The organism is Nocardiopsis sp. NPDC049922 (assembly GCF_040660275.1).
GTDB lineage: Bacteria > Actinomycetota > Actinomycetes > Streptosporangiales > Streptosporangiaceae > Nocardiopsis.
Genome location: NZ_JBFAME010000007.1, coordinates 146,241 through 171,054, shown reverse-complemented (window position 1 = coordinate 171,054; position 24,814 = coordinate 146,241). Strand labels below are relative to the sequence as shown.

General features: G+C 73.4%; 20 protein-coding genes. 10 read left to right on the top strand and 10 right to left on the bottom strand.

Annotated elements, in window-relative coordinates; genetic code table 11:
• Positions 1-23: 23 nt before the first annotated feature.
• The 5 genes from AB0I72_RS15390 to AB0I72_RS15370 form a co-directional block, all read right to left on the bottom strand.
• Positions 24-1,478 (bottom strand): NCS2 family permease, encoded by a 1,455-nt coding sequence (locus AB0I72_RS15390; RefSeq protein ID WP_358568089.1) that lies wholly within the window; start codon positions 1,476-1,478, stop codon positions 24-26.
• A gap of 234 nt (positions 1,479-1,712) precedes the next feature.
• Positions 1,713-4,148, bottom strand: coding sequence for a xanthine dehydrogenase subunit D (gene pucD, locus AB0I72_RS15385; RefSeq protein ID WP_358568086.1), 2,436 nt, complete (start codon positions 4,146-4,148; stop codon positions 1,713-1,715).
• Positions 4,149-5,504 carry an 8-oxoguanine deaminase gene (locus AB0I72_RS15380; protein ID WP_358568083.1) on the bottom strand — a complete coding sequence of 452 codons (1,356 nt, stop codon included), beginning with the start codon at positions 5,502-5,504 and terminating at the stop codon, positions 4,149-4,151.
• A complete protein-coding gene (locus tag AB0I72_RS15375) occupies positions 5,501-6,016 on the bottom strand; it encodes a (2Fe-2S)-binding protein (RefSeq protein ID WP_358568080.1) in 516 nt (171 codons plus the stop codon). Before AB0I72_RS15375 ends, AB0I72_RS15380 begins: the two co-directional genes overlap by 4 nt.
• Positions 6,007-6,876 carry an FAD binding domain-containing protein gene (locus tag AB0I72_RS15370; RefSeq protein WP_358568077.1) on the bottom strand — a complete coding sequence of 290 codons (870 nt, stop codon included), beginning with the start codon at positions 6,874-6,876 and terminating at the stop codon, positions 6,007-6,009. Before AB0I72_RS15370 ends, AB0I72_RS15375 begins: the two co-directional genes overlap by 10 nt.
• A 288-nt stretch (positions 6,877-7,164) precedes the next feature.
• On the opposite strand from AB0I72_RS15370, the gene AB0I72_RS15365 reads away from it, so the two are divergent.
• Together AB0I72_RS15365 and AB0I72_RS15360 are read left to right on the top strand one after the other, a co-directional pair.
• Positions 7,165-8,736 (top strand): PucR family transcriptional regulator ligand-binding domain-containing protein, encoded by a 1,572-nt coding sequence (locus AB0I72_RS15365; RefSeq protein WP_358568075.1) that lies wholly within the window; start codon positions 7,165-7,167, stop codon positions 8,734-8,736.
• A 47-nt stretch (positions 8,737-8,783) separates the two neighbouring features.
• A complete protein-coding gene (locus tag AB0I72_RS15360) occupies positions 8,784-9,479 on the top strand; it encodes a pentapeptide repeat-containing protein (protein WP_358568072.1) in 696 nt (231 codons plus the stop codon).
• 30 nt (positions 9,480-9,509) lie between these two features.
• On the opposite strand, the gene AB0I72_RS15355 is transcribed toward AB0I72_RS15360, so the two are convergent.
• Positions 9,510-10,430 carry an aminoglycoside phosphotransferase family protein gene (locus tag AB0I72_RS15355; protein ID WP_358568069.1) on the bottom strand — a complete coding sequence of 307 codons (921 nt, stop codon included), beginning with the start codon at positions 10,428-10,430 and terminating at the stop codon, positions 9,510-9,512.
• A gap of 231 nt (positions 10,431-10,661) precedes the next feature.
• Between AB0I72_RS15355 and AB0I72_RS15350 the strand changes: the two genes are divergently transcribed.
• Positions 10,662-11,057, top strand: coding sequence for a hypothetical protein (locus AB0I72_RS15350; protein ID WP_358568066.1), 396 nt, complete (start codon positions 10,662-10,664; stop codon positions 11,055-11,057).
• Positions 11,058-11,059: 2 nt separating this feature from the next.
• A complete protein-coding gene (locus AB0I72_RS15345; RefSeq protein WP_358568063.1) occupies positions 11,060-13,657 on the top strand; it encodes a DUF4132 domain-containing protein in 2,598 nt (865 codons plus the stop codon).
• A 36-nt stretch (positions 13,658-13,693) separates the two neighbouring features.
• Here the strand turns inward: AB0I72_RS15345 and AB0I72_RS15340 are convergent, their stop codons facing one another.
• Complete coding sequence (locus AB0I72_RS15340; RefSeq protein ID WP_358568060.1) at positions 13,694-14,785, bottom strand: LysR family transcriptional regulator; 1,092 nt, start codon at positions 14,783-14,785, stop codon at positions 13,694-13,696.
• Positions 14,786-14,833: 48 nt separating this feature from the next.
• Between AB0I72_RS15340 and AB0I72_RS15335 the strand changes: the two genes are divergently transcribed.
• Together AB0I72_RS15335 and AB0I72_RS15330 are read left to right on the top strand one after the other, a co-directional pair.
• Positions 14,834-15,640: a serine hydrolase gene (locus tag AB0I72_RS15335; RefSeq protein WP_358568057.1), complete on the top strand. Its 807-nt coding sequence runs from the start codon at positions 14,834-14,836 to the stop codon at positions 15,638-15,640.
• 118 nt (positions 15,641-15,758) lie between these two features.
• Positions 15,759-16,736: an MBL fold metallo-hydrolase gene (locus AB0I72_RS15330; RefSeq protein ID WP_358568054.1), complete on the top strand. Its 978-nt coding sequence runs from the start codon at positions 15,759-15,761 to the stop codon at positions 16,734-16,736.
• Here the strand turns inward: AB0I72_RS15330 and AB0I72_RS15325 are convergent.
• Both AB0I72_RS15325 and AB0I72_RS15320 read right to left on the bottom strand, forming a co-directional pair.
• Positions 16,733-17,794 carry an endo-1,4-beta-xylanase gene (locus tag AB0I72_RS15325; protein WP_358568051.1) on the bottom strand — a complete coding sequence of 354 codons (1,062 nt, stop codon included), beginning with the start codon at positions 17,792-17,794 and terminating at the stop codon, positions 16,733-16,735. The genes AB0I72_RS15330 and AB0I72_RS15325 overlap by 4 nt on opposite strands.
• Before the next feature lie 62 nt (positions 17,795-17,856).
• Positions 17,857-19,110, bottom strand: coding sequence for a cytochrome P450 (locus AB0I72_RS15320; RefSeq protein WP_358568049.1), 1,254 nt, complete (start codon positions 19,108-19,110; stop codon positions 17,857-17,859).
• A 259-nt stretch (positions 19,111-19,369) separates the two neighbouring features.
• Here AB0I72_RS15320 and AB0I72_RS15315 point away from each other — a divergent pair, with 259 nt between their 5' ends.
• Entirely contained in the window at positions 19,370-21,226 is a 1,857-nt protein-coding gene (locus tag AB0I72_RS15315; RefSeq protein WP_358568046.1) for a protein kinase, read from the top strand.
• Between the two features lie 63 nt (positions 21,227-21,289).
• Here AB0I72_RS15315 and AB0I72_RS15310 read toward each other — a convergent pair whose 3' ends face one another.
• Positions 21,290-22,231: a sucrase ferredoxin gene (locus tag AB0I72_RS15310; protein ID WP_358568043.1), complete on the bottom strand. Its 942-nt coding sequence runs from the start codon at positions 22,229-22,231 to the stop codon at positions 21,290-21,292.
• Between the two features lie 445 nt (positions 22,232-22,676).
• Between AB0I72_RS15310 and AB0I72_RS15305 the strand changes: the two genes are divergently transcribed.
• The 3 genes from AB0I72_RS15305 (at position 22,677) to AB0I72_RS15295 (ending at position 24,800) form a co-directional block, all read left to right on the top strand.
• Positions 22,677-23,111, top strand: coding sequence for a cupredoxin domain-containing protein (locus tag AB0I72_RS15305; protein WP_358568041.1), 435 nt, complete (start codon positions 22,677-22,679; stop codon positions 23,109-23,111).
• A 427-nt stretch (positions 23,112-23,538) separates the two neighbouring features.
• Positions 23,539-23,736 (top strand): hypothetical protein, encoded by a 198-nt coding sequence (locus AB0I72_RS15300; RefSeq protein ID WP_358568038.1) that lies wholly within the window; start codon positions 23,539-23,541, stop codon positions 23,734-23,736.
• 107 nt (positions 23,737-23,843) lie between these two features.
• Positions 23,844-24,800, top strand: a complete 957-nt coding sequence (locus AB0I72_RS15295; protein WP_358568035.1) for an ABC transporter substrate-binding protein — start codon at positions 23,844-23,846, stop codon at positions 24,798-24,800.
• Positions 24,801-24,814: the final 14 nt, after the last annotated feature.

Sequence of the window (24,814 nt, the reverse complement as noted above, 5' to 3'; positions counted from 1 at the left end):
CGAGGCGGCGGGGAGAGGGGGTGCTACTCCAGGCCGAGGGCGTGGAGCGCGAAGTGGAACGCGAACACCGCCGAGAGGACCCACATCAGCCAGTGGACCTCCTTGTACTTGCCCTGGGCGGAGCGGACCACGGTGTAGGCGATGATGCCGATCCCGATGCCGGTCGCGATGTCGAAGGCGAACGGCATCATCGCGATGGTCAGGAACGCGGGGATCGCGATCGAGATGTCGCTCCAGTCGATGTCCCTGATGTGCATCATCATCATGACGCCGACCAGGACCATCGCCACCGAGGCCGCCTGCGTCGGCACGATCGCGAACACCGGGGCGAAGAAGATCGCGCTCAGGAACAGGAACCCCGTGACCACGCTCGCCAGACCGGACCGCGCGCCCTCGCTCACACCGGCCGTGGACTCGACGAACACCAGGGTCGCCGAGGAGCTGGTCAGACCACCGACCACGGCGCCGGACCCGTCGGTGACCAGGATCTGGTTGACCCGGGGCATCTGCCCGGTGGAGTCGGAGATGTTGGCCTTGGCGCCGATCGCCAGGATGGTGCCGAGCGCGTCGAAGAACCCGGCCAGCACCATGGTGAAGAGGATGACACCGGCCGTGGTCGGCCCGGCCGACGACCAGGCGCCGAACATGTCCACCTGGAAGAGCAGACCGAAGTCGGGCAGCGCCACCGGGTTGCCGGGCAGTTCGGGGCTGGAGCCGCCCCAGCCCGCCCCGCCCCAGGCGGAGGCGTCGAGGCCGAACACGTAGTGGAAGGCGATGCCCAGCAGGGTGGCGCCGACGATCCCGTAGAAGATCGCGCCCGTGACGTTGCGGGCCAGGAGTACGGCGGACAGGACCAGGCCCGCCACGAAGACCAGGATCGGCCAGCCGTTGAGGTGGCCGCCGGTCTCGGGGCCGCCGAGCGTCAGCAGCGCGCCGCCCGCGCTGACGAAGCCCGCGTTCTTGAGCCCGATGAGGCAGACGAACATGCCGATGCCGACACCGATGGCGATCTTGAGGTTGTGCGGCAGCGCGTTCATCACCGCGGTCCGCACGCCGGTGACCACCATCAGGATGATGACGATCCCCTGCCAGACCACCAGGCCCATGACCTCGGACCAGGTCATGACGGGCGCGGCCACGTAGGCGACCACGGCGCTGACGCCCAGCGCCGCGGCACAGGCGATCGGGGCGCGGCCCACCACGCCCATCATGATGGTGACCAGACCCGCGGACAGCGCCGTCATCGTGGTCAGCTGCGCCGCGTCCAGGGTGTTGCCGGCGGCGTCCTCCACGCCGCTGAGGATGATCGGGTTCAGGACGATGATGTAGGCCATCGCCATGAAGGTGGTGAGCCCGCCGCGGACCTCCTGTCCGACGGTGGAACCGCGCTCACCGATGAAGAAGAAACGGTCGAGCCAGGATCGAGCCGGTACGGCCTGCGCCTCGGGGCGCTGACCGGTGTCGTCGATTTGTGTCATGTCCCCTCCTGGAGGGAGATGAGCATGGAAAACACCATGCGTGGGGGGATTGCTACACGGAGTAGCCAATCAATGGGTGGTGGAGGACGACGCTGTCCTGCCTGGCACCCGCCCCGGTGCCGAGGGCGCCGGCGGATCCGGGGCGGGCGGTTCTGGGGGGGGCTGGGCGTGGTCGGCGAACACGAGCGTCCACCGACCACGCCCCGGGCGACGGGCCGAGGCCCGCCGCCCCCGTCAGAGGTCGATGCCGACGATGTCCTCCGGACGCACCGGCGCGTGCGTGAGCGGACGGCCGGTGGCGTCGCGGACCGCGGCCACGATCGCCGGAGTCGAGGACAGGGTCGGCGGCTCACCCGCGCCGCGCAGCCCGTACGGGGCGTTCGGGTCGGGGTGCTCCAGGACGTCGATCCGCATCGGCGGAGTGTCCAGGATGGTCGGGATCAGGTAGTCCGTGAACGAGGGGTTCCGGATCACGCTGTCCTTGACCTGGATCTCCTCCATCAGCGCCAGACCCAGACCCTGGGCCGAGGCGCCCTGGATCTGACCGGCCAGCTGCTGCGGGTGCAGCACCTTGCCGACGTCCTGCACCGCGTCCAGGGCCACCACCTTGACCAGGCCGAGCTCCACGTCCACGTCCACCACGGCGCGGTGCACGCACATGCCGAACTGGGTGTGGGAGGCGCCCTGACCCAGGACCGGGTCGAGCATCTCGGTCGGACGGTGGTGGTGGACCCGGGTCTCCTCCACGACCGTGCCGCCGCTGGCGGAGTCGCCGAGCAGGTCGGCCAGCGAGGTCAGCACACCGTCGGTGGCCGAGACCAGCTTGCCGCCCACCAGGGACAGGTCCGCGTCGTGGCGGTCGACCGGGACCACACCGCGCTCGCGGGCGATCGCGAACACCGACTCGCGCACCGCCTCGCAGGCCATCTTCACCGCGCCACCGGTCATGTACGACTGGCGGGAGGCGGAGGAGGAACCGGCCGAACCCACCTGGGTGTCGGACGGGTTGATGACCACCCTCTCCACACCCAGCTCGGTCCGGGCGATCTGGCCCTTGACGGTGACCAGGCCCTGGCCGACCTCGGCCGCCGCCGTGTGCACCAGCACCACCGGCTCACCGGCCACGATCTCCAGCCGGGCGCGCGCCGTGGAGTAGTCGTCGAAGCCCTCCGAGAAGCACAGGTTCTTCAGGCCCACGCCGTAGCCCACACCGCGCACGACGCCCTCGCCGTGCGTGGTCCCGGCCACGCCGCCCGGGAGGGTGCGCAGGTCGGAGGGGTCGGGCAGCTCGGCGCGGTCGACGGGCATCGGCAGGTCGCGGGCGCGCTGGAGCATCTCGGCCATCGGGAGCGGCATGTCGATCTCCTGGCCCGTGATGATCCGCGAGCCCTCCGACATGGCGTTCTTGATCCGCAGGTCCACCGGGTGCAGGCCCAGCTTCTCCGCGAGCTTGTCCATCTGCGACTCGTAGCCGAAGCACGCCTGGACCGCGCCGAAACCGCGCATCGCGCCGCACGGCGGGTTGGTGGTGTACACCCCGTAGGCGTCCACGAGGACGTTCGGCACCTCGTAGGGGCCGATGCCCAGCGAGGAGGCCACACCCACCACGGCGGGGGTCGCCGAGGCGTAGGCGCCGCCGTCCACGATGATCTCCAGCGTGGCGTACAGCAGCGTGCCGTCGGCCTTGGCGCCGTGCTCGAACCGCATCTTGGCCGGGTGCCGGTGCACGTGGCCGTAGAAGGACTCCTCGCGGTTGTACACGATCTTGACCGGCTTGCCGGTGCGCAGGGCGAGCAGGGCGCCGTGGATCTGCATCGACAGGTCCTCGCGGCCGCCGAAGGCCCCGCCGACCCCCGCCATGGTCATCCGCACCTTGTCCTCGGGCAGGCCCAGGCAGGGCACGATCTGCTTGAGGTCGCTGTGCAGCCACTGGGTGGCGACGTAGAGGTGGACGCCGCCGTCCTCCTCGGGGACGGCCAGGCCGGACTCGGGCCCCAGGAACGCCTGGTCCTGCATGCCGACCTCGTACTCGGTCTCCACGACCGCGTCGGCCTGGGCGCGCAGGGTCTGGAGGACATCCCGCTCCCGCTCCTGGCTCCCGGCCGCGTCCCGGAACCCGCCGGTGCGGATGGGCTGGTAGCGGACCCGGTTGCCGGACTGGTGGTACTCCTCGTGGATCTTGAGGGTGCCCTCCTCGTGTACCAGCGGGTACTCGGGGTCCAGGGCGGCCCGCCGCGAGTCGCTGACCGGGGGCAGGACCTCGTAGTCGACCGTGATCCGCTCCAGGGCGCGGCGCGCGGTCTCCGGGTGGTCGGCGGCCACGAGGGCCACGGGCTCACCCTTGTAGCGCACCTTGCCGAAGGCCAGCACCGGCTGGTCCTGGTACTCCAGCCCGTAGCGCTTGGCGCCGGGGACGTCCTCGTGCGTGAGCACGGCCTCCACGCCGGGGACCTTGAGGGCCTCGGTGATGTCGATGCCCAGGATCCTCGCGTGCGGGTGGGGGCTGCGCAGGGTCATCCCCCACAGCATGTCCTCCATCCACATGTCCGAGGAGTAGGCGAACTCCCCGGTGACCTTCAGGGTGCCGTCGGGGCGGCGCGGGCTGGAGCTCAGCCCGTCCTTGGTGGTGCTGGACAGGTCCGTGACCGTCCGGGTGCTCGTCGTCGCCATCTAGAGGTTCGCCTCCTGAACCAGGGCGCGGTGCGCGGCGCGGCCACGCGCGGCCGCGGTGTCGGCGGACAGGGTGCGGAGCTGGCCGCGGTCGACGACGGTGTTCCCGCCGACGAGGAGCCGCTCCAGGGGAGGGGTGGGGCCGAAGACCGCGGCCACCACCGGGTCGTCGATCACGTCGTGGCCGAAGCCGTCCACCCGCCACAGGGCGATGTCGGCGACCTTGCCCACGGTGATCGAACCGAGCTCGGCGTCGCGGCCCAGGACACGGGCGCCGCCCAGGGTCGCCATCTCCAGCGCCTGGCGCGCGCTCAGCGCCTGCGGGCCCTTGCGGGCACGGGCCATGAGCAGCGCCTGGTGCATCTCACCGGCCAGGCCGGTGAGCTCGCTGGAGGCCGGGCCGTCCACGCCCAGGCCCACCCGGGCCCCCGCCTCCAGCAGTTCGGTCACCCGGCAGATCCCCGCGCCCAGACGGGCGTTGGAGGTCGGGCAGTGCGCGATGCCGGTGCCGGTGGCGGCGATGCGGGCGATCGCGGCGTCGGACAGGTGCACCGCGTGGGCGAACCACACGTCCTCACCGAGCCAGCCGAGCTTCTCCGCGTACTCCACGGGGGTGCACCCGAACTCGGCCTGGCACTTCTCCTCCTCGTCGAGGGTCTCGGCGAGGTGGGTGTGCAGGCGCACGCCCTTGGAGCGGGCCAGTTCGGCGGCGCCGACCATCAGCTCCCGGCTCACCGAGAACGGCGAGCACGGAGCCGCGGCCACGCGGGTCATCGACTCGGGCGAGGCGTCGTGGTGGGCGTCGATCGCGGCCGCGGTGCCCTCCAGGGCGCCGTCGGTGGTCTCCACGACGCTGTCCGGCGGCAGCCCGCCCGCGCTGTGTCCGCGGTCCATCGACCCGCGGGCCAGGTCCAGGCGGATGCCCACCTCGCGGGCGGCCTCCACCTCGGCGGCCACGATGTCACCGCGGCCCGAGGGGTAGATGTAGTGGTGGTCCGAGGCGGTCGTGCACCCGGACAGCGCCAGGTGGGCCATACCGGCGCTCGTCGTTCCCGACACCACCTCGGCGTCCAGACGGTGCCAGATCTCGTAGGAACCCACCAGCCACTCGAAGAGCGTGCCGTCGGCGAACAGCCCCTGCGTGGCCCACTGGTACAGGTGGTTGTGCGTGTTGACCAGGCCCGGGGTGGCCAGGCACCCGCGGCCGTCGATCCGCTCCGCTCCCGCGACCTCGGGGGCCGGGCCCGCGCCGACCGCGCTGACGCGGCCGTCGGTGACCACGATGTGGCCGCCGGCGTACTCCGCGCCGTCCACCGTGACGACGTGGGCGCCCTCGATGACGATCGTGCGACTCATGCGTTGCTCCCGGAGGCCGCCCGACGCTCGGCGGCCAGGTGCACCGCGTCGATGATCTTCTCGTACCCCGTGCAGCGGCACAGGTTGCCCGCGAGCGCCTCGCGGATCTCGGCGTCGTTCGGGGCGGGCCCGCCCGCGCCCACCGTGCGCTCCAGCAGGTCGTCGGTCTGCACCAGCAGACCCGGCGTGCAGAAACCGCACTGGACGGCGCCCGCCTCGACGAACGCGTCCTGGACCGTGCCGAGCTTCTTGTCCGAACCCTTGCCCGACTCCTCGGCCAGGCCCTCGACGGTCCGGATCTCGCGGCCCTCGGCCTGCCCGGCGGCGATCATGCACGAACACGCCGTGACACCGTCGAAGTAGACCGTGCAGGAACCGCACTCGCCCTGCTCGCAGGCGTTCTTGCTGCCGGGGAGGCCCAGCCGCTCGCGAAGCACGTACAGCAGGCTCTCGCCCGGCCAGACGTTCTCGGCGGTCATGTCCTCGCCGTTGACGTTGAGGTTCACGCGCATCGCGTGGCTCCCTTCCGGTATTCGGTGACCGACCAGCTCAGCGCGCGGCGCGCCATCACCGACATCGCGTGCTTGCGGTAGTCGGCGCTGCCCCGCTGGTCGTCGATGGGGCGGGCGGCCGCGGCGACGAGCTCGCCGAAGCGGCGCACGGTGGCCTCCGACGGCACCGACGCGTTCTCCCAGTCGAACTCGGCGGCCAGGAACTCCTCCGCCGCCTCGGAGCGCATCGGGGTCGGGCCGACCGAGCCCAGGCCCGTGCCCACCGTCCGGTTCTCCGCGTCCAGGGACAGGGAGAAGCCCGCGACCGAGATCACCATCGCGTTGCGGGTGCCGATCTTGAGGAACTGCTGCGGCCCCTTGGGCTCGGGCAGCAGGATCGCGGTGATCAGCTCGTCGGACCGCAGAGCGGTCGTACGGAACGACAGGTAGAAGTCGCGGGCGGCGACCCTGCGCCGACCGCGCACCGACGCGAGTTCGATCACGGCGTCGGTGGCGAGCAGCGGCGGGTGCGCGTCACCGGCGGGGGAGGCGCCCCCGAGGTTGCCGCCGACCGTGCCCCGGTTGCGGATCTGCGGGGAGGCGACCGTCCGGGAGGCCTTGGCCAGGCCCGGGGCCCGCTTCTGCAGGTCCTCGATGATCCGGGTGTAGGGCACGCCCGCCCCGAGGCGGGTGAACTCGCCGTCGGGACCCCACTCGGCCAGCTCGGGGATCCGGGCCAGGTCGATCAGGGCCTCGGGGCGGTGCTTGTCGAAGTTGAGTTCCACCATGACGTCGGTGCCGCCCATGATGGGCACCCCGTCAGGATGGGCGCTCTTGGCCTCGAGCGCCTCCTCCAGTGTGGAGGGACTCAGGAATTCCATACTTGTCCTCGTTGCTCGCCACGGAGTTGGTTGGACGTCGGAAGGTGTGCACAACTCCTGGGTAATCCGGTAGTGATGTGAAGTACACCACCGACGCGAGGCGCCCTACTAGCACGTAAAGACATGAACCGTCAGTGAAACGGGCCACTATCGTTGGGATCTTCCTACAAGTAACGTCTGCGCGAACACCGCGCATCCCTCCAGTGGCCGCCAGACGGCGCCACTGAGCAGGAAGATCACGTACCGTCCACTGGGACCAGCCGCCCCACAAGCAACAGAGGATCGTTCATGCAGATCAGTGAGCTGCTCGCCGTCAAGAGACTGCACCTGCGGTTCCTGACCGGAGCCGAGCACGCCCACCGCACCGTGCGGTGGTTCTACACCACCGATCTGCTCGAACCCGCCCGGTACCTGCGCGGTGGAGAGTTCATACTCACCGGCATGATGTGGCGTACCCGCCCAGAGGACTCCGAGACCTTCGTGTCCTCGATCGCCAGCGCCGGGGCGGTCGCCCTCGGCGCGGGCACGGCCCTGGGCGACATCCCGCCCGACCTGGTCGAGGCCTGCCGCGCCCACGACATCCCCCTCGTCGAGGTGCCCTCCGAGACGTCCTTCGGCGCGGTCACCGAGGAGGTCCTGCGGGCCCTGACCCAGCACCGGTTCACCACCATCTCCGAGACCCGCGACCGGCACCGCCGCGTCATGGCCGAGGTCGCCGCGGGAGCCGACTTCGCCGAGGCCTTCGCTGGGGCCGCCACCCAGGCCGGGATCACCGCCTGGGTGATCTCCTCCACCGGGCGCCGCGTCGCCTCCTCCGGCACACCGCTGTCGCCGGACGCCGGCGAGTGGCTCGCCGCCAAGGCGCTCACCTGGCCGACCTTCCCCCGCACCGTGCGCCTGCCGGGCGGCGACGGCACCGTGGTCACCGTCCTGCCGGTGCAGACCAAGGAGTCCCACCCGCTGGCCACCTGGCTGCTCGTGTGCGCGGGCGACCAGGCCGCCTGGACCGAGGAGGAGCACGAGTCGGTCGCCGAACTGGTCTCCGTCGCCGTCCTGGCGCGCAGCCGCATCGAGGAGCGCGCCCTGACCGACGCCCGCCACCTGGAGGGCCTGCCCCGGCTCCTGGCCGCCCAGCGCTTCGACGAGGCCGCCGCCCTCATGAGCGGACTCGGCCACGAGGAGGACTTCGCCGTACGCGGCCGCGTCGTGGTCAGGGCGGTCATGATGCCCGAACCCCGCGTCCCCGACCTCACCAGGCGCGTGCTGACCGAACTCGTCGCCGACTGGCCCGGCGCCGTCGTCACCGGCGACACCGACTCCCTGGCCGTCGTCCCGGCGCCCGACGGGGTCGACGCCCGCCGCGGCGGCGAGGAGATCCGCGCCCGCCTCGTGCGCAGGGCCCGCGTCCTGGAGGGCGGTCTGCTCGACTACCGGATCGCGATCGGCCTCAGCTCGGCCGCCCACGGCGTGTCCGAACTGCGCGGCGCGGCCGTGGAGGCCCGCCACGCCCGCCGCCTGGCCGAGCTGCGCGGCGGACGGTCCAGGGTGATCGCGGGCGCGGAGATCGACTCCCACGAGCTCCTGCTCGCCTCGGTCCCCGAGGAGGTGCAGTCCTCCTACCGCGAACGCCTGCTGGGCCCGCTCCTGGCCTACGACCGCGACCACCGCTCCGAACTCGTCTCCACCCTGGAACAGTTCCTGGAGCACTCCGGCTCCTGGCAGCGCTGCGCCGCGGCCATGCACGTGCACGTCAACACCCTGCGCTACCGGATCGGCCGGGTCGAGGAGCTCACCGGACGCGATCTGAGCAGCCTGGAGCACCGCGTCGACCTGTTCCTGGCCCTGAAGCTGCGCGACTGAGCGCGTCGGGGCGGGTTCTGTCACCGCCGGCCGCTAGGGTCCGCGCGATGAGTACCGAACCCGCCCACTCCGCCATCGTCGACGCCGACCTGTCCGGGATCGACCGGCACGCCCTGCCCGACGCGCGGACGTTCGTCCGCTGCGACCTCACCGAAGCCGACCTGCGCGACGCCGACCTCGTCGACGCCGTCCTCACCGACTGCCGACTCGACGGCGCCCGCCTGGACCGCGCGCTCCTGGACGGGGCGCGCCTCACCGGCGGCAGCGCCGCCGGAGCCTCGTTCGCCCACGTGGACGGCCCCGACGCCCGCTTCGAGAAGATGGACCTGGCCAACACCCGCTGGCAGGGCGCCCTGCTCACCGACACGGTGTTCACCGGCTGTCGGATGACCGGCGCCGGGCTCGCCCCCCTGCGCGGCGTCGGCTACGCCTTCGCGCACTGCAATCTGATGCTCGCCCGCTGCAAGGGCCTCGACCTGCGCGGCCAGACCCTGGAGGGGCTGCGCCTGGACGAGGCCGACCTCGCCGGCGCCGACCTGCGCCAGACGGTGTGGGTCGAGTCCCGGCTGCGCGGGGCCAACCTCGTGGGCGTGCGGCTCGCCGGGGCCGACCTGCGCGGGGCGGACCTGGGGGAGCTCACCCTGGACCAGGCCGGATACCTGCGCGGGGCCACCATCGGCCCCGCGCAGGCCGGAGCGATCCTGGCCGCCCTGGACATCACCGTGGCCGAACCGGCCGGCTGACGCGGTGACCGCCGCGCGAGGGGGCGACCGCTACCGGCTCAGGGCGTCGGCGATCACGACCGGAACCTCCGGCAGCCCCTCCTCGTCGTCCTCCACCCACCAGACGCACTGCTGGAGCACCCGCACCAGGGTCCACATCCGGGCGCGGGCGCGGTCCAGGCCCGCCACGTCGGTCAGCAGGTCGAACCGGCGACGCGTCTCGCGGCGGACGTCACCGGTGGCCACCGCCTCCTCCCACCGGTCGTGCAGGGCGGGCATCAGCTCGAACCCCGGGTCGCCCGCCAGGGGCTTGGGGTCGATCGCCAACCACGCCCCCCGATCCGATCCGGGCCTCGGCGCCAGCACGTTCTCGTAGTGCAGGTCCCAGTGCAGGAGCCGGTCACCCGGCTCGGTCGCCGCCTCCCGGGCCCGAGCGGCCAGATCGGCCAGCAGCGTGCGACGGTCGCCCGAACGGGCGACCGTCAGCCGGTCCGCGCGTTCGGCCAGATCCAGGGTCACCGGACCCAGGCCGGGCAGACCCGCCGGGGCGGGGTGGGCGGTCAACCGCGCCAGCAGCGTCCCGATGACGGTCAGCGCCTCGGTGAGGCCCACCCCCAGCAGCGAGCGGGAGGGGTCCAGGGCCTCCAACAGCATCGCCCCGGTGACCGGGTCGTGGTCGAGCAGCCGGACGGCGCCGTCACCGGCCCAGGCGCGCAGCGCGACCGGCTCGCCCTCGGTCTCCTCGTCCACCGGCTGCACCTTGAGCACGGCCGGGGACCCGTCGGCGCACCGGACGGGCAGGGCGAGCCCCACCACGCCGTGCATGGCCGGGCCGTCGGGGCGCAGCCCCCACCGGTCGCACTGGCGCGCGGTCAACCCCGGCAGGGCGGCCGCCCACTCCGGCCCGAAGATCTGGGTGGTGCTCTCGGCGAGCGCCGCGGGCACGGGGACGGGCGGTGTGGTCTCGTTCATGTCGGTCGTCTCCTTCGTCGTGGAACGGGCTTCCTGGACGAAGGAGCGCGGCGGAGCACGCGCCTAGGGCATACCGAACACCTCGGGATCGTCGTCGCGGTCTCCCGCCGAGCCTACAGCGTGCCACCGCCGTTCGCCCGGGCCCGGGCGAACGGGGAATCGTGTTCGGTCACCACCGGTCGCTAGGGTGGCCCGACCCCCATCGGAGAACCCCCATCATCGAGGACCCCCATGCCACGAGCGACGTTTCGGGACCAGAGCCCCATGGGCGAGCGTCTGGCCGCCTTCGAACTGCCCGACCTGCCGGACCGGATCACCGTCCGGGAGCTGATCCGACTGCGGGTGCGTGAGGAGGTCGCCCGCCACAACGCCGACCCGACGCCGCCCTGGCGGGGGCTGGTCACACCGACCAGGCAGGAGCAGGAGCTGAACCGGCGGGCGGCCCGCGCAACGCGGCCCCGGATCGACTGGGAGAAGCAGGCCGACCGGGCACTGGAGGCCTTCTCCCGCCAGGGGTTCGTGGTGATCGTGGGCGACCACCAGGCGGAGTCGCTGGACGACACGGTCGACCTCACGGCCGACCCGGAGATCGTGTTCATCAAGCTCGTCCCGCTGGTGGGTGGGTGAGCATGGACACCGTCGACGGCGGCGCCCCGGCGCGGACCGGTGACTGGGCGGCCCGGATGATCCGCGAGCACGCGTTGCCCGAGAAGGCCGAGGAGATCCTCGTCCGACTGCACGCACCCGGGCTCGACGAGGCGGTGCGCGACCTCGACGAGACGGTGCGCCAGAACGCCGAAGCCCTCTACGGCGGCTACCACGACTCCCCCCTGCCCGAGGACCACGGCCCCCGGACGGTCGTCGACCGGCTGTTCCCGGACCTGGGCCGCCGCCTGATCGTGTGGAGTCTGCTGGTCTCCGAGAGGGACCTCCCGCGCGGCGCCGGGCACACGGACGCGTACCAGGCGCGCGCCCTGTACGCGCGCACCGCCCACCACCTGCTGCTGCGCACCCCCTGGAACGGCCCCGCGCTGGAGCTGCTCCTGGACACGGTCCTGCTCGGCCTGGTGGACCCGGACGTTCCGGTCGAGGCCTGCGAGAGGGCCGACGAGGCGGTGGCGGAGCAGTGCCTGGGCCGACTGCGCGAGCTGTGCGCCCAGCTGCGCGAGGAGAGGGCCCGGCAGCAGCGGGAGTGCGAGCATTCGGAGATGGCGGAGTGTCATGTGCGCACGCTGCGGCTCCTGCTGCGCCTGGGCGACACCCGGTCGCTGGAGGACCTGTTCGTCGAGGGCGACCGCTTCGGAGACCTGCTCCGGACCGGTCACCCGGACCTGTTCGCCGATCCGGGTCTGGCCGACCTGTTCGTCCACTGCCTGGTCCCGCCGGGCAGGCGCCCGACCAGGGTCTGGCGCCGCGCCGCCGAGGAACGTCTGGCCGCGATGCCGGACGCTGCGGAGGCGGTCCGCCGCGTCCTGGAGGCGGTCCCCACGGTCCCCCAGGCGACCGGCTGGGGCGGGGAATCCCACTTCCAGCGCAACGCCCACGACATCCTGACCGGCATGGTGTGGTGCGTCGAGATCCTGGGAGAGGAGTCGACCCCCTGGGCGGTACCCGTGCTGGAGCCCCTGGCCCTGTTCACCGGGACGGGGCCGGGCACCTCCAAACAGCTGCGATCGGAGCGGATGGCCTCGGCGGCCGTGCGGATCATGGCCGCGCGCGGCGACGACCAGGCCGTCGCCGCCCTGGGACGGGTCCGCACCAAGGTCAGGAAGAAGACCCTGAGCAGGACCATCGACACCGCGCTGTCGGAGATCGCCGACCGACTGGGCATCACCAACGAGGAACTGCTGGAGCGGACCGTCCCCGCCTTCGGCCTGGACCGGGACGGCACACGCACGGAACTCGTGGGCGAGCACCCCGTCACCCTGACGTTGGCGGCGGACGGCGCCGCCGCGCTCGGATTCGTGTCCGCCAAGGGCAGGCCCGTGGCCTCCCCGCCCAAACCCCTGCGGGAGTCCCACCCCGACAGGGTCAAGGAACTGCGGGCCGAGCTCAAGGAGCTGCGGCAGACCGTGACCACCGAGCGGGCCAGGCTGGAGGCGCACCTGGCCGAGGGGCGGCCCTGGGAGGCCGGACCGTGGACCCGGTACTACCTGGAGCACCCGGTCATCGGGACCCTGGCCAGACGGCTGATCTGGGAGGTCAGCACAGACGCCGGACGGACCTGGGACGCGGGTCTGCCCGAGGCCGACGGCGCTCACTGGCGGCTGACCGACCACGACGGGCGCACCGTCGCCCACACCCGGGACCTGCCCGACACCGCGCGGGTGCGGCTGTGGCACCCCGTCCGGCACGTACCGCGGACCGTGCGCCGGTGGCGCGACCACCTGACCGACCGGGAGATCGCCCAACCCGTCAAACAGGCCTACCGGGAGATCTACCTGCTCACCCCGGCGGAGGAGACCACGGGGGACCACTCCCTGCGGTTCGCCGCGCACGTCCTCAAGTACGCACAGGCCAGGGCACTGCTCACCACGCGGGGATGGTCACAGGACGCCCTGTCCGGGTGGGACGGCTGCGACGAGGGCGCCGCCGAGCGCACCCACACCGACCGGGAGACGGGCACCGCGTGGCACGTCACCTGGGACCTGCGGCTGCTCGAAACGGAGGAACCCGTCCGCGGGCGCACGTGCGGCACCGGCCGGGTCCGCTTCCACCGCGTCGGAGGACGGGGACCGGCCGCGCTGACCGAGGTTCCCGCGCTGGTGCTCTCGGAGGCGATGCGCGACCTGGACCTGGCGGTAGGGGTGACCTCGATCGCCGCCGACCCCGAATGGGACGGGGAGGCGCACCGGTCCTACTGGCGGCGCAACGCCTTCGGCGAACTCAGCGAGAACGCCGTGGTACGCCGTGAGGCCCTGCTCAGACTCCTGCCCAAACTGCGCGGCGCCGACCGCTGGGAGCTCGGCGACCGCTTCCTGCGGGTGCGCGGCGACCTGCGGACCTACCGCATCCACCTGGGCAGCGCGAACATCCTCATGGAACCCGACGACGCCTACCTGTGCGTGGTCGCCTCCGGCAGGGACCAGTCGGCGGTCTTCCTCCCCTTCGAGGACGGCGGCGGACGCCTCTCGGTGATCCTGTCCAAGGCGCTCCTGCTGACCGACGACGCCGCGATCACCGACCCCGGCATCGCCGCGCAGATCCGCAGGGGCCTGGAGGAGTAGCCCCGGCGCTTCGGCCGCCCACGGCCCCGGGACCTCTCACTCCCCGGAAGGGAGAGGTCCCGGGACCCCGTGCCCCGCGGGCCGCGCGATCCCGCCGCCCGCGGCCGGAGCCCGGTACCGCGACACCGGATCGTCCGCGCTCCCGGCCCAACCCGGCAGCGTGACCGGGTCGCCCCCGTAGACCAGCGACCACGGGCGCGCCCCCGCCGCCCCGCCGATCGGTCCCGGCCCACCGACCGGCCCGGCGGACTCGGCCATCACCCGCGCCGCCACCTCCGCGAACACCGACGCCGCCGGATGGGCGCCCCGCGCGGGCCGGACCGCCTCCGTGCGCTGGTGCAGCGGCGACCCCACCAGGGGACGCCAGGCCAGGCGCGGCTCCCGCGCCGCCGACTCCGCCGCCAACGCCACACCCCGGCCCGCCAACACCAGCCCCCACCGCAGCTCCGCGCCCTCGACCTCGTGCACCCTCGGCGGCACCCACCCGTGCTCCCGGCACACCGCCAACACCCGCTCGAACCACTCGGGGGCCTCGGCGCGCGGGGCCGTCACCAGCTCCGCCCCGGCCAGGTCCGCCACGTCCACCCGCGCCGCGCCCGCGAGCGCGGCCCCGCGCGGCACCACCACACCCACCTCCACCCGGTGCACCGGCTCGCTCACCAGACCCGACCCGTCGAAGGGGGCCGTCACCAGGCCCGTGTCCACCGATCCCTCACCCAGCGCCCGCACCAGCTCGGCACCGGTCATCGCCCCCACGTCCACGGTCAGATCCGGTGCCTGGGCGGCCATCCCGTCCAGCAGCCCGCGCAGCGCCACGGCCGACGTCCCCGGCGGCACGCCCACGCGCAGCGTCGCGACCCGCCCGTCGCGCACCCGCCGCATCGTCTCCCGCAGCCGCGCCTCACCGGCGACCACCTCACGCGCCTGGTCGACCAGCAGCCGCCCCGCCGGGGTCAACCGCACCCGGCGGTGCGACCGGTCGAACAGGGCCACCCCCAGCTCCGCCTCCAGCCGCCGCACCGACTGGCTGAGCGCGGGCTGCGCGATCCCCAGCTCCACGGCCGCGTCCCCGAAATGCCCCTCCCGCGCGACCACCAGGAAGTACCGCAGATGACGTCCAAGATCCACGCACGCGACCCTATCCGCACCGATGCCCCGCCCCACTACCGTGAGCCGGTGACCACCACCGACACACCCCGCCTGCACGCCCGGGAGATCGACGGCGCCGCCGAGGCGGAGCACCGGGCCGACGAGCCCGTCGTCCTCGCCTCGGTCGCCAAGATCCTCATCGTCCTGGAGTTCGCCCGCCAGGCCGCCACCGGCCGCCTCGACCCCGCCGAACGCGTCGTCGCCCGCCGCGAGCACCGCCTCGGCGGAACCGGCACCGCCGACTTCGCCGACGACGTCGAGCTCTCCCTGCGCGACTGCGCCGCCCTGGCCATGACCATCAGCGACAACACCGCCGCCGACCTCATCGTCGACCGCGTCGGCGTCGAACCCGTCCAGCTGCTGGCCGACGAACTCGGACTCACCCGCACCCGCTTCACCGGCGGTCCCCGCAGCCTCCTGCACACCCTCCTGGCCGACGACCCCGACTCCCTGCGCGCACCACGCGCCTACGACCCCGCCCGCGCCACCTCCGCCACCCTCCGCGACCTCACCCGCCTGCTGAGCCTGATCTGGACCGACCGCGCGGCCCCGCCCGACGCCTGCGCCTTCGTCCGCGCCCTCATGGCCCGCCAACTCGTCCGCGCCCGCATCGCCTCGGGCTTCCCGCCCTCCGTCCGCGTCAGCGCCAAGTCCGGCACCCTGCCCGGCCTGCGCCAGGAGGCGGGCGTGGTCGAGTACCCCGACGGACGGCGCTACGCGGTGGCCGTGTCCGCCACCGTCACCGACCCCGACCTCCCGCCCCTGGAGACCGACCTGGCGCTCGGCCGGGCCGCGCGCGAGGCGGTCGACCGCCTGCGCACCCGGACCGACTGACCTGGGCCGATAAGCGGACGCCTATCGCCGGGCGGCTCCCGGTTATTGGACGCCCGCTCCGGGCCCGTGCTCGAATGTGCGCCGTTCGACAGCCCCGGCCAGAGACGAGGACACTGACATGACGATCGGACGACGCGGATTCCTGCGCGGTACCGTCGCGGGCGGCACACTGGCGCCCCTGCTCGCCGCCCAGGGCTCCGCCCACGCGACCGCCACGGCGACCGCCCGCCCCGCGTCGGGCTCCGGCCGGGGCCCGACCCTGCGCTGGCTCGGCACCAGCGGATGGCGCGTCGACCTTCCCGAGCGCACGATCCTGGTCGACCCCTACCTCACCCGCTTCGAGACCGGCATCTTCCAGGAGGGCCGCGACTTCGACCCCGCCACCCCGCTCACGGTCGACGCCGCCACCGTGGACGAGCACACCGCCGACATCGGCGGGGACGGGCTCATCCTGGTCACCCACACCCACTGGGACCACTTCTCCGACGTCCCGCACATCGCCACCACCACCGGCGCCCGCGTCCTGGGCACCCTCACCACCCACCACGTCGCCCAGGCGATGGGCGTGCCCGCCGCACAGCTGTCCCCGGTGCGCGGCGGGGAGGTGCTCGACTTCGACGGCGACGTGGTGGAGGTGGTCCGCTCTCTGCACAGCCGCAACGGCCGCCACTCGATCCTCTTCCCCGGCATCCGCGTCGGCGTCCCGGACACCCCGGCCACCATCGCCGACCTGCCCGAGGGCGACACCCTCGCCTTCCAGCTCACCCCCGCCTCGGGCCCCTCGGTCTTCTTCATGGGCGCCAGCGACTTCGACGCCCGGGCGCTCCGCGGTCTGGCCCCGGACGTGGCCACGGTCGCGATGCCCTCCACCTCCAGCACCCACGAGTACGTGCCGCGCCTGCTGGAGGCCCTCGACCGCCCCCGCACGGTGGTCCCGGTCCACTGGGACCACTTCGAGCGTCCGCTGACCAACCCGCCCGTGGACGGCACGGGATCGGGCATGAGCGTCGCGGACTTCACCGCCCTGGTCCGCCGCGTCTCCCCCCGCTCGCGCGTGGTCGTCCCCGAGTACCTGGTCCCCCGCACGTTCGGCTAGGAGGGGACGGGCGCCGGACGGCGGGACAGCGCCTCGACGATCCCCTCCAGGGCGGGCTTGGGCCGGTAGTCCCCGTCGAACGGGGTCGCCGCCGTGTACCCGGGGAACCACTCGGGGATCCACGAATGGGCGTCGGTGACCCCCCACACCGTCACCCCCACGCATCCGGCCACGTCCAGGCAGGCCTCGACCACGCGGCGGTACTCCGCGGCCTGGTCGGCCAACTGGGCGTCGGTGGCCGGCTCGGGCACGCGCACGTCCAGCTCCGTGACGGCCACCTCCAGCCCCAGGTCCGTGAACCGCCGCATGGTCTCGGCCAGGTTCTCGGGCACCTGGCCGTGCACGAAGTGGCCCTGGAAACCGATCCCGTGCAGCGGCACCCCCCGCTCCACCAGGTCCTCGGCCAACGCGTACAGGGCGTCGGCCTTGGGGCCGCCGCCCTCGATCCCGAACTCGTTGACGTACAGCCGCGCCCCGGGGTCCGCCTCGTGCGCGGCCCACAGCGCCTCGGCGACGTAGTCCGGGCCCAGGACCCCGTACCAGAGGTTCTCCCGAAGCTCCGTGCCCTCGTCCACGAACGGCTCGTTGACCACGTCCCAGGCCGCGATCCGACCCTCGTACCGCCCCACCAGCTCCCCGACGTGCTCGCGCATGATCGCGCGCAGTTCCTGCGGGCCGAACGACCCCTGAGCCAGCCACGCGGGCTGCTGGTTGTGCCACAGCAGCGTGTGGCCCCGCACGTCGAGGCCGCCCCGCTCGGCGAAGTCCATCACCGCGTCCGGGCCGCTCCAGTCGAACTCGCCCCGTTCGGGCTGCACGGAGTCCCACTTCATCGTGTTCTCCGCGGTCACCGACGTGTAGTTGGCGGTGACCACGTCCCGGTAGTCGCCGTCCCACAGCAGCGGTTCGACCGCCACGGCCACACCCAGGCCCACACCGTGCTCCGCCGCCAGGCCCGGGACCTCGCCCCCCGGCCCCTCGTCCTCGGGCAGCGCCACGGCCAGGGCCGCCGCCACCACGAGCACCACCGAACAGCCCGCGACCGCCGCCAGCGCCACCGCGCCTCCTCGGGACGGGAACCGCCGGCCGGCGGCCCCGCCCCCCGTGCCCCCGCGCACGGCTACCGCGAACCGGTCGTGACGGGAAAGGCCGACAGCGCCCGCACCGACAGCGTCGGCCGCCGGGTGGGCACGGCGGTGGGTCTGAGACCGGGCGCCCGTGCGGCGAGCGCGCGCAGGGCGACCTGACCCTCCAGGCGGGCCAGCGGCGCGCCCAGGCAGTAGTGGACCCCGCTGGAGAAGGACAGGTGGTCGGCCGCGTCGGACCGGGTGACGTCGAACCGGTCGGGGTCGGCGAACCGGGCCGGGTCGCGGTTGGCCGAGCCGATCAGACACACCACCTGCTCCCCGCGCGCCACCGGCTCCCCGAGGACGTCCGTGTCCTCCCGCGCCCACCGCGAGGTCACCTGCACCGGGGAGTCGAAGCGCAGGATCTCCTCGACGGCGCCCTCGGCCACGCCGGGGTCGGCGACCAGCCGGTCCCACTGCTCCCGGTGGCGCAGCAGGGCCATCACCCCGTTGCCGACGAGGTTCACCGTCGTCTCGAACCCGGCGACCAGCAGCAGACGGCACATCGCGGACAGCTCGGTGGACGAGAGCCCGCCGCCGTCGTGCTCGGCCACGAGCGCCGACAGCACGTCCTCACGCGGGTGGGCGCGCCGGTCCTCCGCCATCCGCGCGAACATCGCGTCGAGCTCCTCGGTGGCCGCGCGGATCTCCCGGAGCTGGCGCGCCGACCGGGCGCCGTCCAGGGCGGTCCCGATCACCGTGCCGATCCGCACGAACGCGTCGTCGTCGGTCTCGGAGACCCCCAGGAGCCGGGAGATGACGGCGATCGGCAGCGGCTGGGCGTAGTCGCGCATGAGGTCGAAGTCGCGCCGCTCCAGCGCCGAGTCCAGCAGCGCCTCGGCGATCTTCTCGACCTCCGCCCGGTACCCGGCCACGCGGCGCGGCGCGAACGCCGGGCGCGCCATCTTCCGCAGACGCGTGTGGTCGGGCGGGTCCCTCTGGAGGAAGGACAGGTCCATCACGTCGTACTCCTCCTTCGGCACGAACCCCTGCGGGGCCTGGACGCCGAAGGCCCGGTCGGTCAGGACGTGCGCCACGGTCGCGTGCGCGTGCGCGACGCGAACGCCCAGACGGCTGGTGGCGAACGGGCCGCCGGCACGCAGCCGGGCGTAGGTGGGGTACGGGTTCTCCCGCCAGGGCCAGTGCAGGAGACGACTGAAGTGGTCGCCGGTCTGCGCGGCCGTCCACGACAGGGCGGTGAGGGCGCGCACACGGGCGTCGAAACGGAGGGAGTCGAGCTTGCGCATGGGGGTGGTTTCCTCTCGTGACGTACTCGACACTAGGCGCGCCCGGCCGCCTCGCTCATCCACCTCCGGAAAATGGCCGAACGCGGACGCGGGGGAACTCCACCGCCCCCTCGGTCGTTGCCGCACCAGCACTGACCGAAACCTGCGGCCGTGTCCGGTTCCCGACCCGGGCCGCATCCGTCCCCGGACTTCGCGGCACACGCCCTAGACTGGGGCCTTCCGCGAGCGGCAGAGTCGGAGGTTGAGGACGTTGGGTGCCTTGGACAGCAACGACCCGGAGCGCATCGGTCGCTACCGGTTGATCAGCCGCCTGGGCGCCGGCGGCATGGGGCAGGTCTACCTGGGCCGCTCCGCCGGCGGCCGGGCCGTCGCGATCAAGCGCATCCACCCCCACATGGCCGCCGACGACTCCTTCCGCCAGCGTTTCGCCCGCGAGGTCACGGCCGCCCGGCAGGTCAGCGGAGCCTTCACCGCCCCCGTCATCGACGCGGGCCCCGAGGACGAGGTGCCCTGGCTGGTCACCTCCTACGTCCCCTCCCTGCCGTTGGACGAGGCCGTCCGCGACCACGGGCCGCTGCCCGAGGCCAGCGTCCGCGTGCTGGCCGCCGGTCTGGCCGAGGCGCTCGCCGAGATCCACCGGGTCGGCCTCATCCACCGCGACCTCAAGCCCGGCAACGTGCTGCTGGCCGAGGACGGCCCCCGGGTCATCGACTTCGGCATCGCGCGCGCCACCGACGGCACCGCCGCCACCCAGTCGGTGATCGGCACCCCGGGCTTCATGAGCCCCGAACAGGTGGAGGGCAAGCCGCTGACGCCCGCCAGCGACCTGTTCGCCTACGGCGCGGTCCTGGCCTTCGCCGCCACCGGAACCGGACCCTTCGGCGAGGGCAGCATGCCGACGATGGTCATGCGGATCATCAGCGCCGAGCCCGACCTGTCGGCGGTCCCCGAACCGCTGCGCCACCTGGTCGCCGCCTGCCTGTCCAAGGACCCGGCCGGTCGGCCCGGACCCGGCGAGATCCTCGACCACCTCGGCGACGTGCACGCCGGATCGACCTGGCTGCCCCCGGCCGTGTCGGCGCGGGTCCGCGAACGCGTCGGCGCCGTGAACCAGGCCCTGGCCGCGCCCGGCGGCGCGGGCCAGGCCGGGGCCACCGGAGGCCACCAGCGCACCGAGGTGCTGGGCGCGGGCGGCGCGGCGCTCGCGGGCGGCGCGGCGGGAGCGGCGGCCGGCGCCGCCACGGGCGCGTTCGGCGACGACCAGGCCACCCGGATCGCTCCGCCCGCGGCGTCCGGGGGCGGGGACGCCACGGCCGTGTACGGACAGCAGGGCTACCAGCCCACCCAGCACCTTCCCTCAGCCGTGCCGCCCGCGAGCCCGCCGACCGCCCAGTACCGACAAGACGCGCACGCCCAGCCGCCCACCGCCCGATACGACCAGCCCGCCGCGCCCGCGCGCGGACGGGGCGGGGCGGGAGACGACGACCCCTACGCCGACCTGTACGGCGGCCACCGCCCCGGCACCGACGCCCGTCAGCTCCAGCAGGCCCACGAGCGGGCCCAGCGCGAGCGCGAGCGCGCCGAGCAGGAGAGTCGGCGCCAGCAGGAGCTGCACCGGCAGCAGGCCGAGTACCAGCAGCGGGAGCAGCGCCGCCAGTACGAGGACCACCAGCGGCAGCAGCAGGAGGCGCGCCGCCGGAGGGAGGCCGAGGAGGCCCACCGCGAGCGGGTGCGCGCCGAACGGCACGCCGCCCAGCGGGCCCAGACCGAGGCGCGCACCGCCAACCAACCGGGGGTGTGGGGGTTCGTCAAGCTCCTGCCGCTGCTGGTGCTGCCGCTCGTGCAGATCCCGGTCGGCTACGGCGCGGCGCTGGCGTGGTCGTGGTTCACCACCGAGACCGACGTCTGGACGGGCGCGCCCTACCTCTTCGAGCCGCTGAGCATGGACGCGTTCTGGCACGCGACCATGCTCGGGTACTTCCTGTTCAACAACCTGATCAGCGCGGAGTACCTGGTCCGGTCGCTGCGGACGTCCTTCGTCACCGGGTCGGTGCTCGCCCTGGCCGCCATCGCGGCCACCAACGGCCTGCTGTACAGCTTCGGCTTCTGGGGCTGACCCGCCCGAGCCGGGCGAGGAGGCAGGACCCGGGCCGGGGAAGAGGCCCGGGTCCTGCGCGGTTCAGCGCGCGCCCGCGCCGACGCGGCCCTCGGTGATCTCCGTGACGCGGTGGCGCACGGGTCTACTGGGGGCGATCGCCGAGCAGGTCGTCGCGCACTCCGGGCCCTCCTCGGCGGTCACCGACACGGTGTACACCCCGCCGCCGTGGCCCAGGGTCACGCGCACGTCGTCGTCGGTGTACTCCTCGTCGAGGTGGGCCACCGCGTCCACGCCCACCGTCCCCAGCCGGGACCGCAGCGCGGCGTCGGCGGCCTGGACGGCGGAGGAGTCGGTGCACCGGCCGCGGTAGTTGTCGGGGACGACGTCGCCGCGCTCGAAGGCGGTCACCGTGCGCACGGCCGACTCCGGGTCCAGGCGGCCGAAGTAGTGGCCCTGGGGGAGCGCCACCAGGTTGGCGGCGAACCGGTCGCCGCCCACGTGGGTGGTCTCCCACACCTCGGCCGGCCCCCCGGCCAGCGCGGCGGCCACGGGACGCCCCAGCACCGCGCAGCACGGGTCCTTCTTGGCGTGGGTGCACACCAGGTACAGCGAGTGCTCGACGGGGACGCCGAAGTCCGGCGGCTCGGGCTTCTCCACGGCGGTGACGTCGTACTCCAGCAGTTCGGCCAGGTCCTCGAACTCGACCATGCGCACCCACGGCGTGGTCCGGCTGGTGTGCGCGTAGTACGCCCGGCGCGGCCCCTGCCCCTCGCCCGGCCGCCTGCCGCCCGGACGCTTGATGAGCTGGGGTTTGACGTCGCGGCCGACGATGCGCTCGGCGAGCTTGGAGACGACGGCCTTGTCCAGGCCGGGGCTGGCGAACGCGGGGTGGCGCCAGGGGCCGGGGTGTTCGACCAGCAGCCAACCACCGGTGGTGCCCGCCGTCGCGGCGATCTGCTCGCCGGTGTAGCGGGCCAGGGCCGAGCAGCCGCGGCTGCCGTCCGGGGCGGTGGGTAGACGCACGCTCTTGGTTCCAATCGGGTGTGGGGCGCCGACAGGCACACGGACACACGGGGGGCGAGTCGTGACGGCACGCCGACCATGCACATGAAGGTTAGGCTAGCCTATCCAATCCGCTACCCCGGTATGCAACGCGGGGTCCTCGAACGTGTCGTTCTGGGAGGTTCGGCGGCGCCTCGGACCGGGGGCTCGATCGGTCTCCGGTCCCGTTTCCTCGCAGGTTGACAGCGTGGTCGCCGGGTCTGAGGATGGGGCACCGGCACGGGGGCGGGTGTGGGCGGTCCGGGGCCCGTCCTGCCCCGGACGGCGGACCCGCCCCCGTGACCCGTCGGCCTCCTCCCATCGATTCCGACCCGTGGGCGCGCCACTCCCGGCGTGTCGGCCGGACTCCCGGTAGACCGGTACGGGGGCGCATCCGCCCGCTCGCCGACGCGCCGAAGGAGTTCCGATGCCACGCCTGACCCTCGTCGCCCTGCTGGCGGCCGCGGCCCTGGGCGTGACGGCCTGTGCCGCCGACGAGCCCGCCGCGCCCACCCGGGAGCAGACCGTGACGGAGGCGCCGGAGGGGACCGAGGGGGAGGAGGAGGGGGGCGACGGCGGCGTCACCGCGGAGACGATCGTCGTCACCGCCGAGGACTTCTCCCTCGACGGGATCCCGGCGACCCTGCCCCGGGGCTCGGTCCGGATCGACTTCGAGAACGCCGGCCGGGCCCCGCACGACCTCGTGATCGAGGAGCTCGGCGACCGGCGGGTCATCCCCGTGACCGAACCCGGGCGGACCGCCAGCGGCACGGTCACGCTGGGACCGGGCACGTACACCTTCTACTGCTCGGTGGGCGACCATCGGGACAGGGGCATGGAGGCCACCGTCACGGTCGACTGACGGTGAGGACGTGTGGTGGCTTCTCCGGCGGGTCCGACCCACTGACCGACCGACGCCGACCGACTGTCCTCCAGGGGATTCGTCGGCCCGCTCGGGGAGGCCGGAAAGCGTCGAAGACAAGGAATCTACGTCGTAAAGGTGGCGCTGTCGCCGCCCTCGCCACACGAGCTCCGCCCCCGAAGCCCACGCGGTGTGTCCGCACATGTGCGAGAAGTCATGTCCCGCCCCCCCTTTCCGGGGAGTCCCGTGTGTGTCAGGTTGAGGCGCGCCGGACGCGCTCGCGTGCGTGCCGGGGGGTCTCCTCCCGGTCCCACGGGCCCACCCGCACCGTGGGTGTCCGACCGCCCGGCGCCCCGGGCCGTGACCCCGCCCGGATCCCGCACGTGACCTTTCCCCGGCACGATCGCCCCCGCGAGGAGACAGCGCCATGCCACGTCCGAGCCTCCTCGCCGCCCCCGACCTCGCGCTCGCCGCCCGCTCCGACGCCGACACCGCCGCCTCCGAGGGCGCCGGGGCCGAGGACCGGGCCGCGTCCGACGGCACGCACGCCGGACACCGCCGATGCGGCCCACTCCCGTACCGTGACGTCGCGGACGCGTGTGCGGCACGGCACTTGACCTGGTGAGCCGCATCACCTAAATTCGTGTTCGCTAAATGAACTTATGTTCGCCAATCGCACACGACGTTCGGCGGAGCCACCCACCCCTGAACTCTGAACCCCCTGGAGCCCCCATGCGTCACCGCCTGCTCGCCCTGGCCGCCGGTACCGCCCTCCTGGCCACCACCGCCTGCGCTGGCCAGGACCCCTCGTCCCAGGAGGACGGTGAGCTCGCCCAGCTGACCGCCGGCGTCATCCCGATCGTCGACGTCGCCCCCGTCTACCTCGGCGTCGAGCAGGGCATCTTCGAAGCGCACGGCATCGACCTGACCCTGGAGTCCAGCTCCGGTGGCGCCGCGATCGTCCCCGGCGTGGTCAGCGGCGAATTCGACCTGGGCTTCTCCAACATGGTCTCGCTCATCATCGCCCGCGAGCGGGGCCTGCCCCTGACCACCCTCACCAACGGCGTCACCAGCACCGGCGAACAGGGCGCCGACCTCGGCGGCGTCTTCGTCCCCGGCGACAGCGACGTCGAGAGCGCGGCCGACCTGGAGAGCGCCAGGATCGCCATCAACACCCTCAGCAACATCGGCGACACCACCGTCCGCCAGGCCGTCCGCGTGGCCGGCGGCGACCCCACCGACATCGAGTTCGTCGAACTGCCCTTCCCCGACATGCCCGCCGCCCTGGAGACCGGGCAGGTCGACGCGGTCTGGGCCGTGGAGCCCTTCGGCACGGTGATCCGCCAGGCCGGCGGCCGCGAGGTCGCCTCCAACTTCGTCGACACCGACCCCGACCTGACCGTGGCCGCCTACTTCACCTCCGAGCAGCGCCTGGCCGAGGACCCCGAACTCTTCGCCTCCGTCACCGCCGCGCTGGAGGAGTCCCTGGCCTACGCCCAGGACCACCCCGACGCGGTCCGCGCGGTCATGACCAGCTACACCGAGATCGACCAGAGCGTCGTCGACGCGCTCATCCTGCCGCGCTTCCCCTCCGAGATCGACCGCGACTCCGTTCGGACGCTCGCCGACCTCATGCTCCAGGACGGCGTGATCGACGCCGAGGCCGACCTGGAGGGCCTCTACCGCTGAAGGACCCCATCCGC

What these genes read in the sequence shown, in the direction of transcription:
- AB0I72_RS15295 (WP_358568035.1), top strand. Translation starts at nt 23,844, where the DNA reads ATGCGTCACCGCCTGCTCGCCCTGGCCGCCGGTACCGCCCTCCTGGCC.
- AB0I72_RS15320 (WP_358568049.1), bottom strand. Translation starts at nt 19,110, where the DNA reads ATGCGCAAGCTCGACTCCCTCCGTTTCGACGCCCGTGTGCGCGCCCTC.
- AB0I72_RS15375 (WP_358568080.1), bottom strand. Translation starts at nt 6,016, where the DNA reads ATGCGCGTGAACCTCAACGTCAACGGCGAGGACATGACCGCCGAGAAC.
- AB0I72_RS15350 (WP_358568066.1), top strand. Translation starts at nt 10,662, where the DNA reads ATGCCACGAGCGACGTTTCGGGACCAGAGCCCCATGGGCGAGCGTCTG.
- AB0I72_RS15300 (WP_358568038.1), top strand. Translation starts at nt 23,539, where the DNA reads ATGCCACGTCCGAGCCTCCTCGCCGCCCCCGACCTCGCGCTCGCCGCC.
- AB0I72_RS15370 (WP_358568077.1), bottom strand. Translation starts at nt 6,876, where the DNA reads ATGGAATTCCTGAGTCCCTCCACACTGGAGGAGGCGCTCGAGGCCAAG.
- AB0I72_RS15360 (WP_358568072.1), top strand. Translation starts at nt 8,784, where the DNA reads ATGAGTACCGAACCCGCCCACTCCGCCATCGTCGACGCCGACCTGTCC.
- AB0I72_RS15380 (WP_358568083.1), bottom strand. Translation starts at nt 5,504, where the DNA reads ATGAGTCGCACGATCGTCATCGAGGGCGCCCACGTCGTCACGGTGGAC.
- AB0I72_RS15330 (WP_358568054.1), top strand. Translation starts at nt 15,759, where the DNA reads ATGACGATCGGACGACGCGGATTCCTGCGCGGTACCGTCGCGGGCGGC.
- pucD (WP_358568086.1), bottom strand. Translation starts at nt 4,148, where the DNA reads ATGGCGACGACGAGCACCCGGACGGTCACGGACCTGTCCAGCACCACC.
- AB0I72_RS15345 (WP_358568063.1), top strand. Translation starts at nt 11,060, where the DNA reads ATGGACACCGTCGACGGCGGCGCCCCGGCGCGGACCGGTGACTGGGCG.
- AB0I72_RS15365 (WP_358568075.1), top strand. Translation starts at nt 7,165, where the DNA reads ATGCAGATCAGTGAGCTGCTCGCCGTCAAGAGACTGCACCTGCGGTTC.
- AB0I72_RS15355 (WP_358568069.1), bottom strand. Translation starts at nt 10,430, where the DNA reads ATGAACGAGACCACACCGCCCGTCCCCGTGCCCGCGGCGCTCGCCGAG.
- AB0I72_RS15305 (WP_358568041.1), top strand. Translation starts at nt 22,677, where the DNA reads ATGCCACGCCTGACCCTCGTCGCCCTGCTGGCGGCCGCGGCCCTGGGC.
- AB0I72_RS15390 (WP_358568089.1), bottom strand. Translation starts at nt 1,478, where the DNA reads ATGACACAAATCGACGACACCGGTCAGCGCCCCGAGGCGCAGGCCGTA.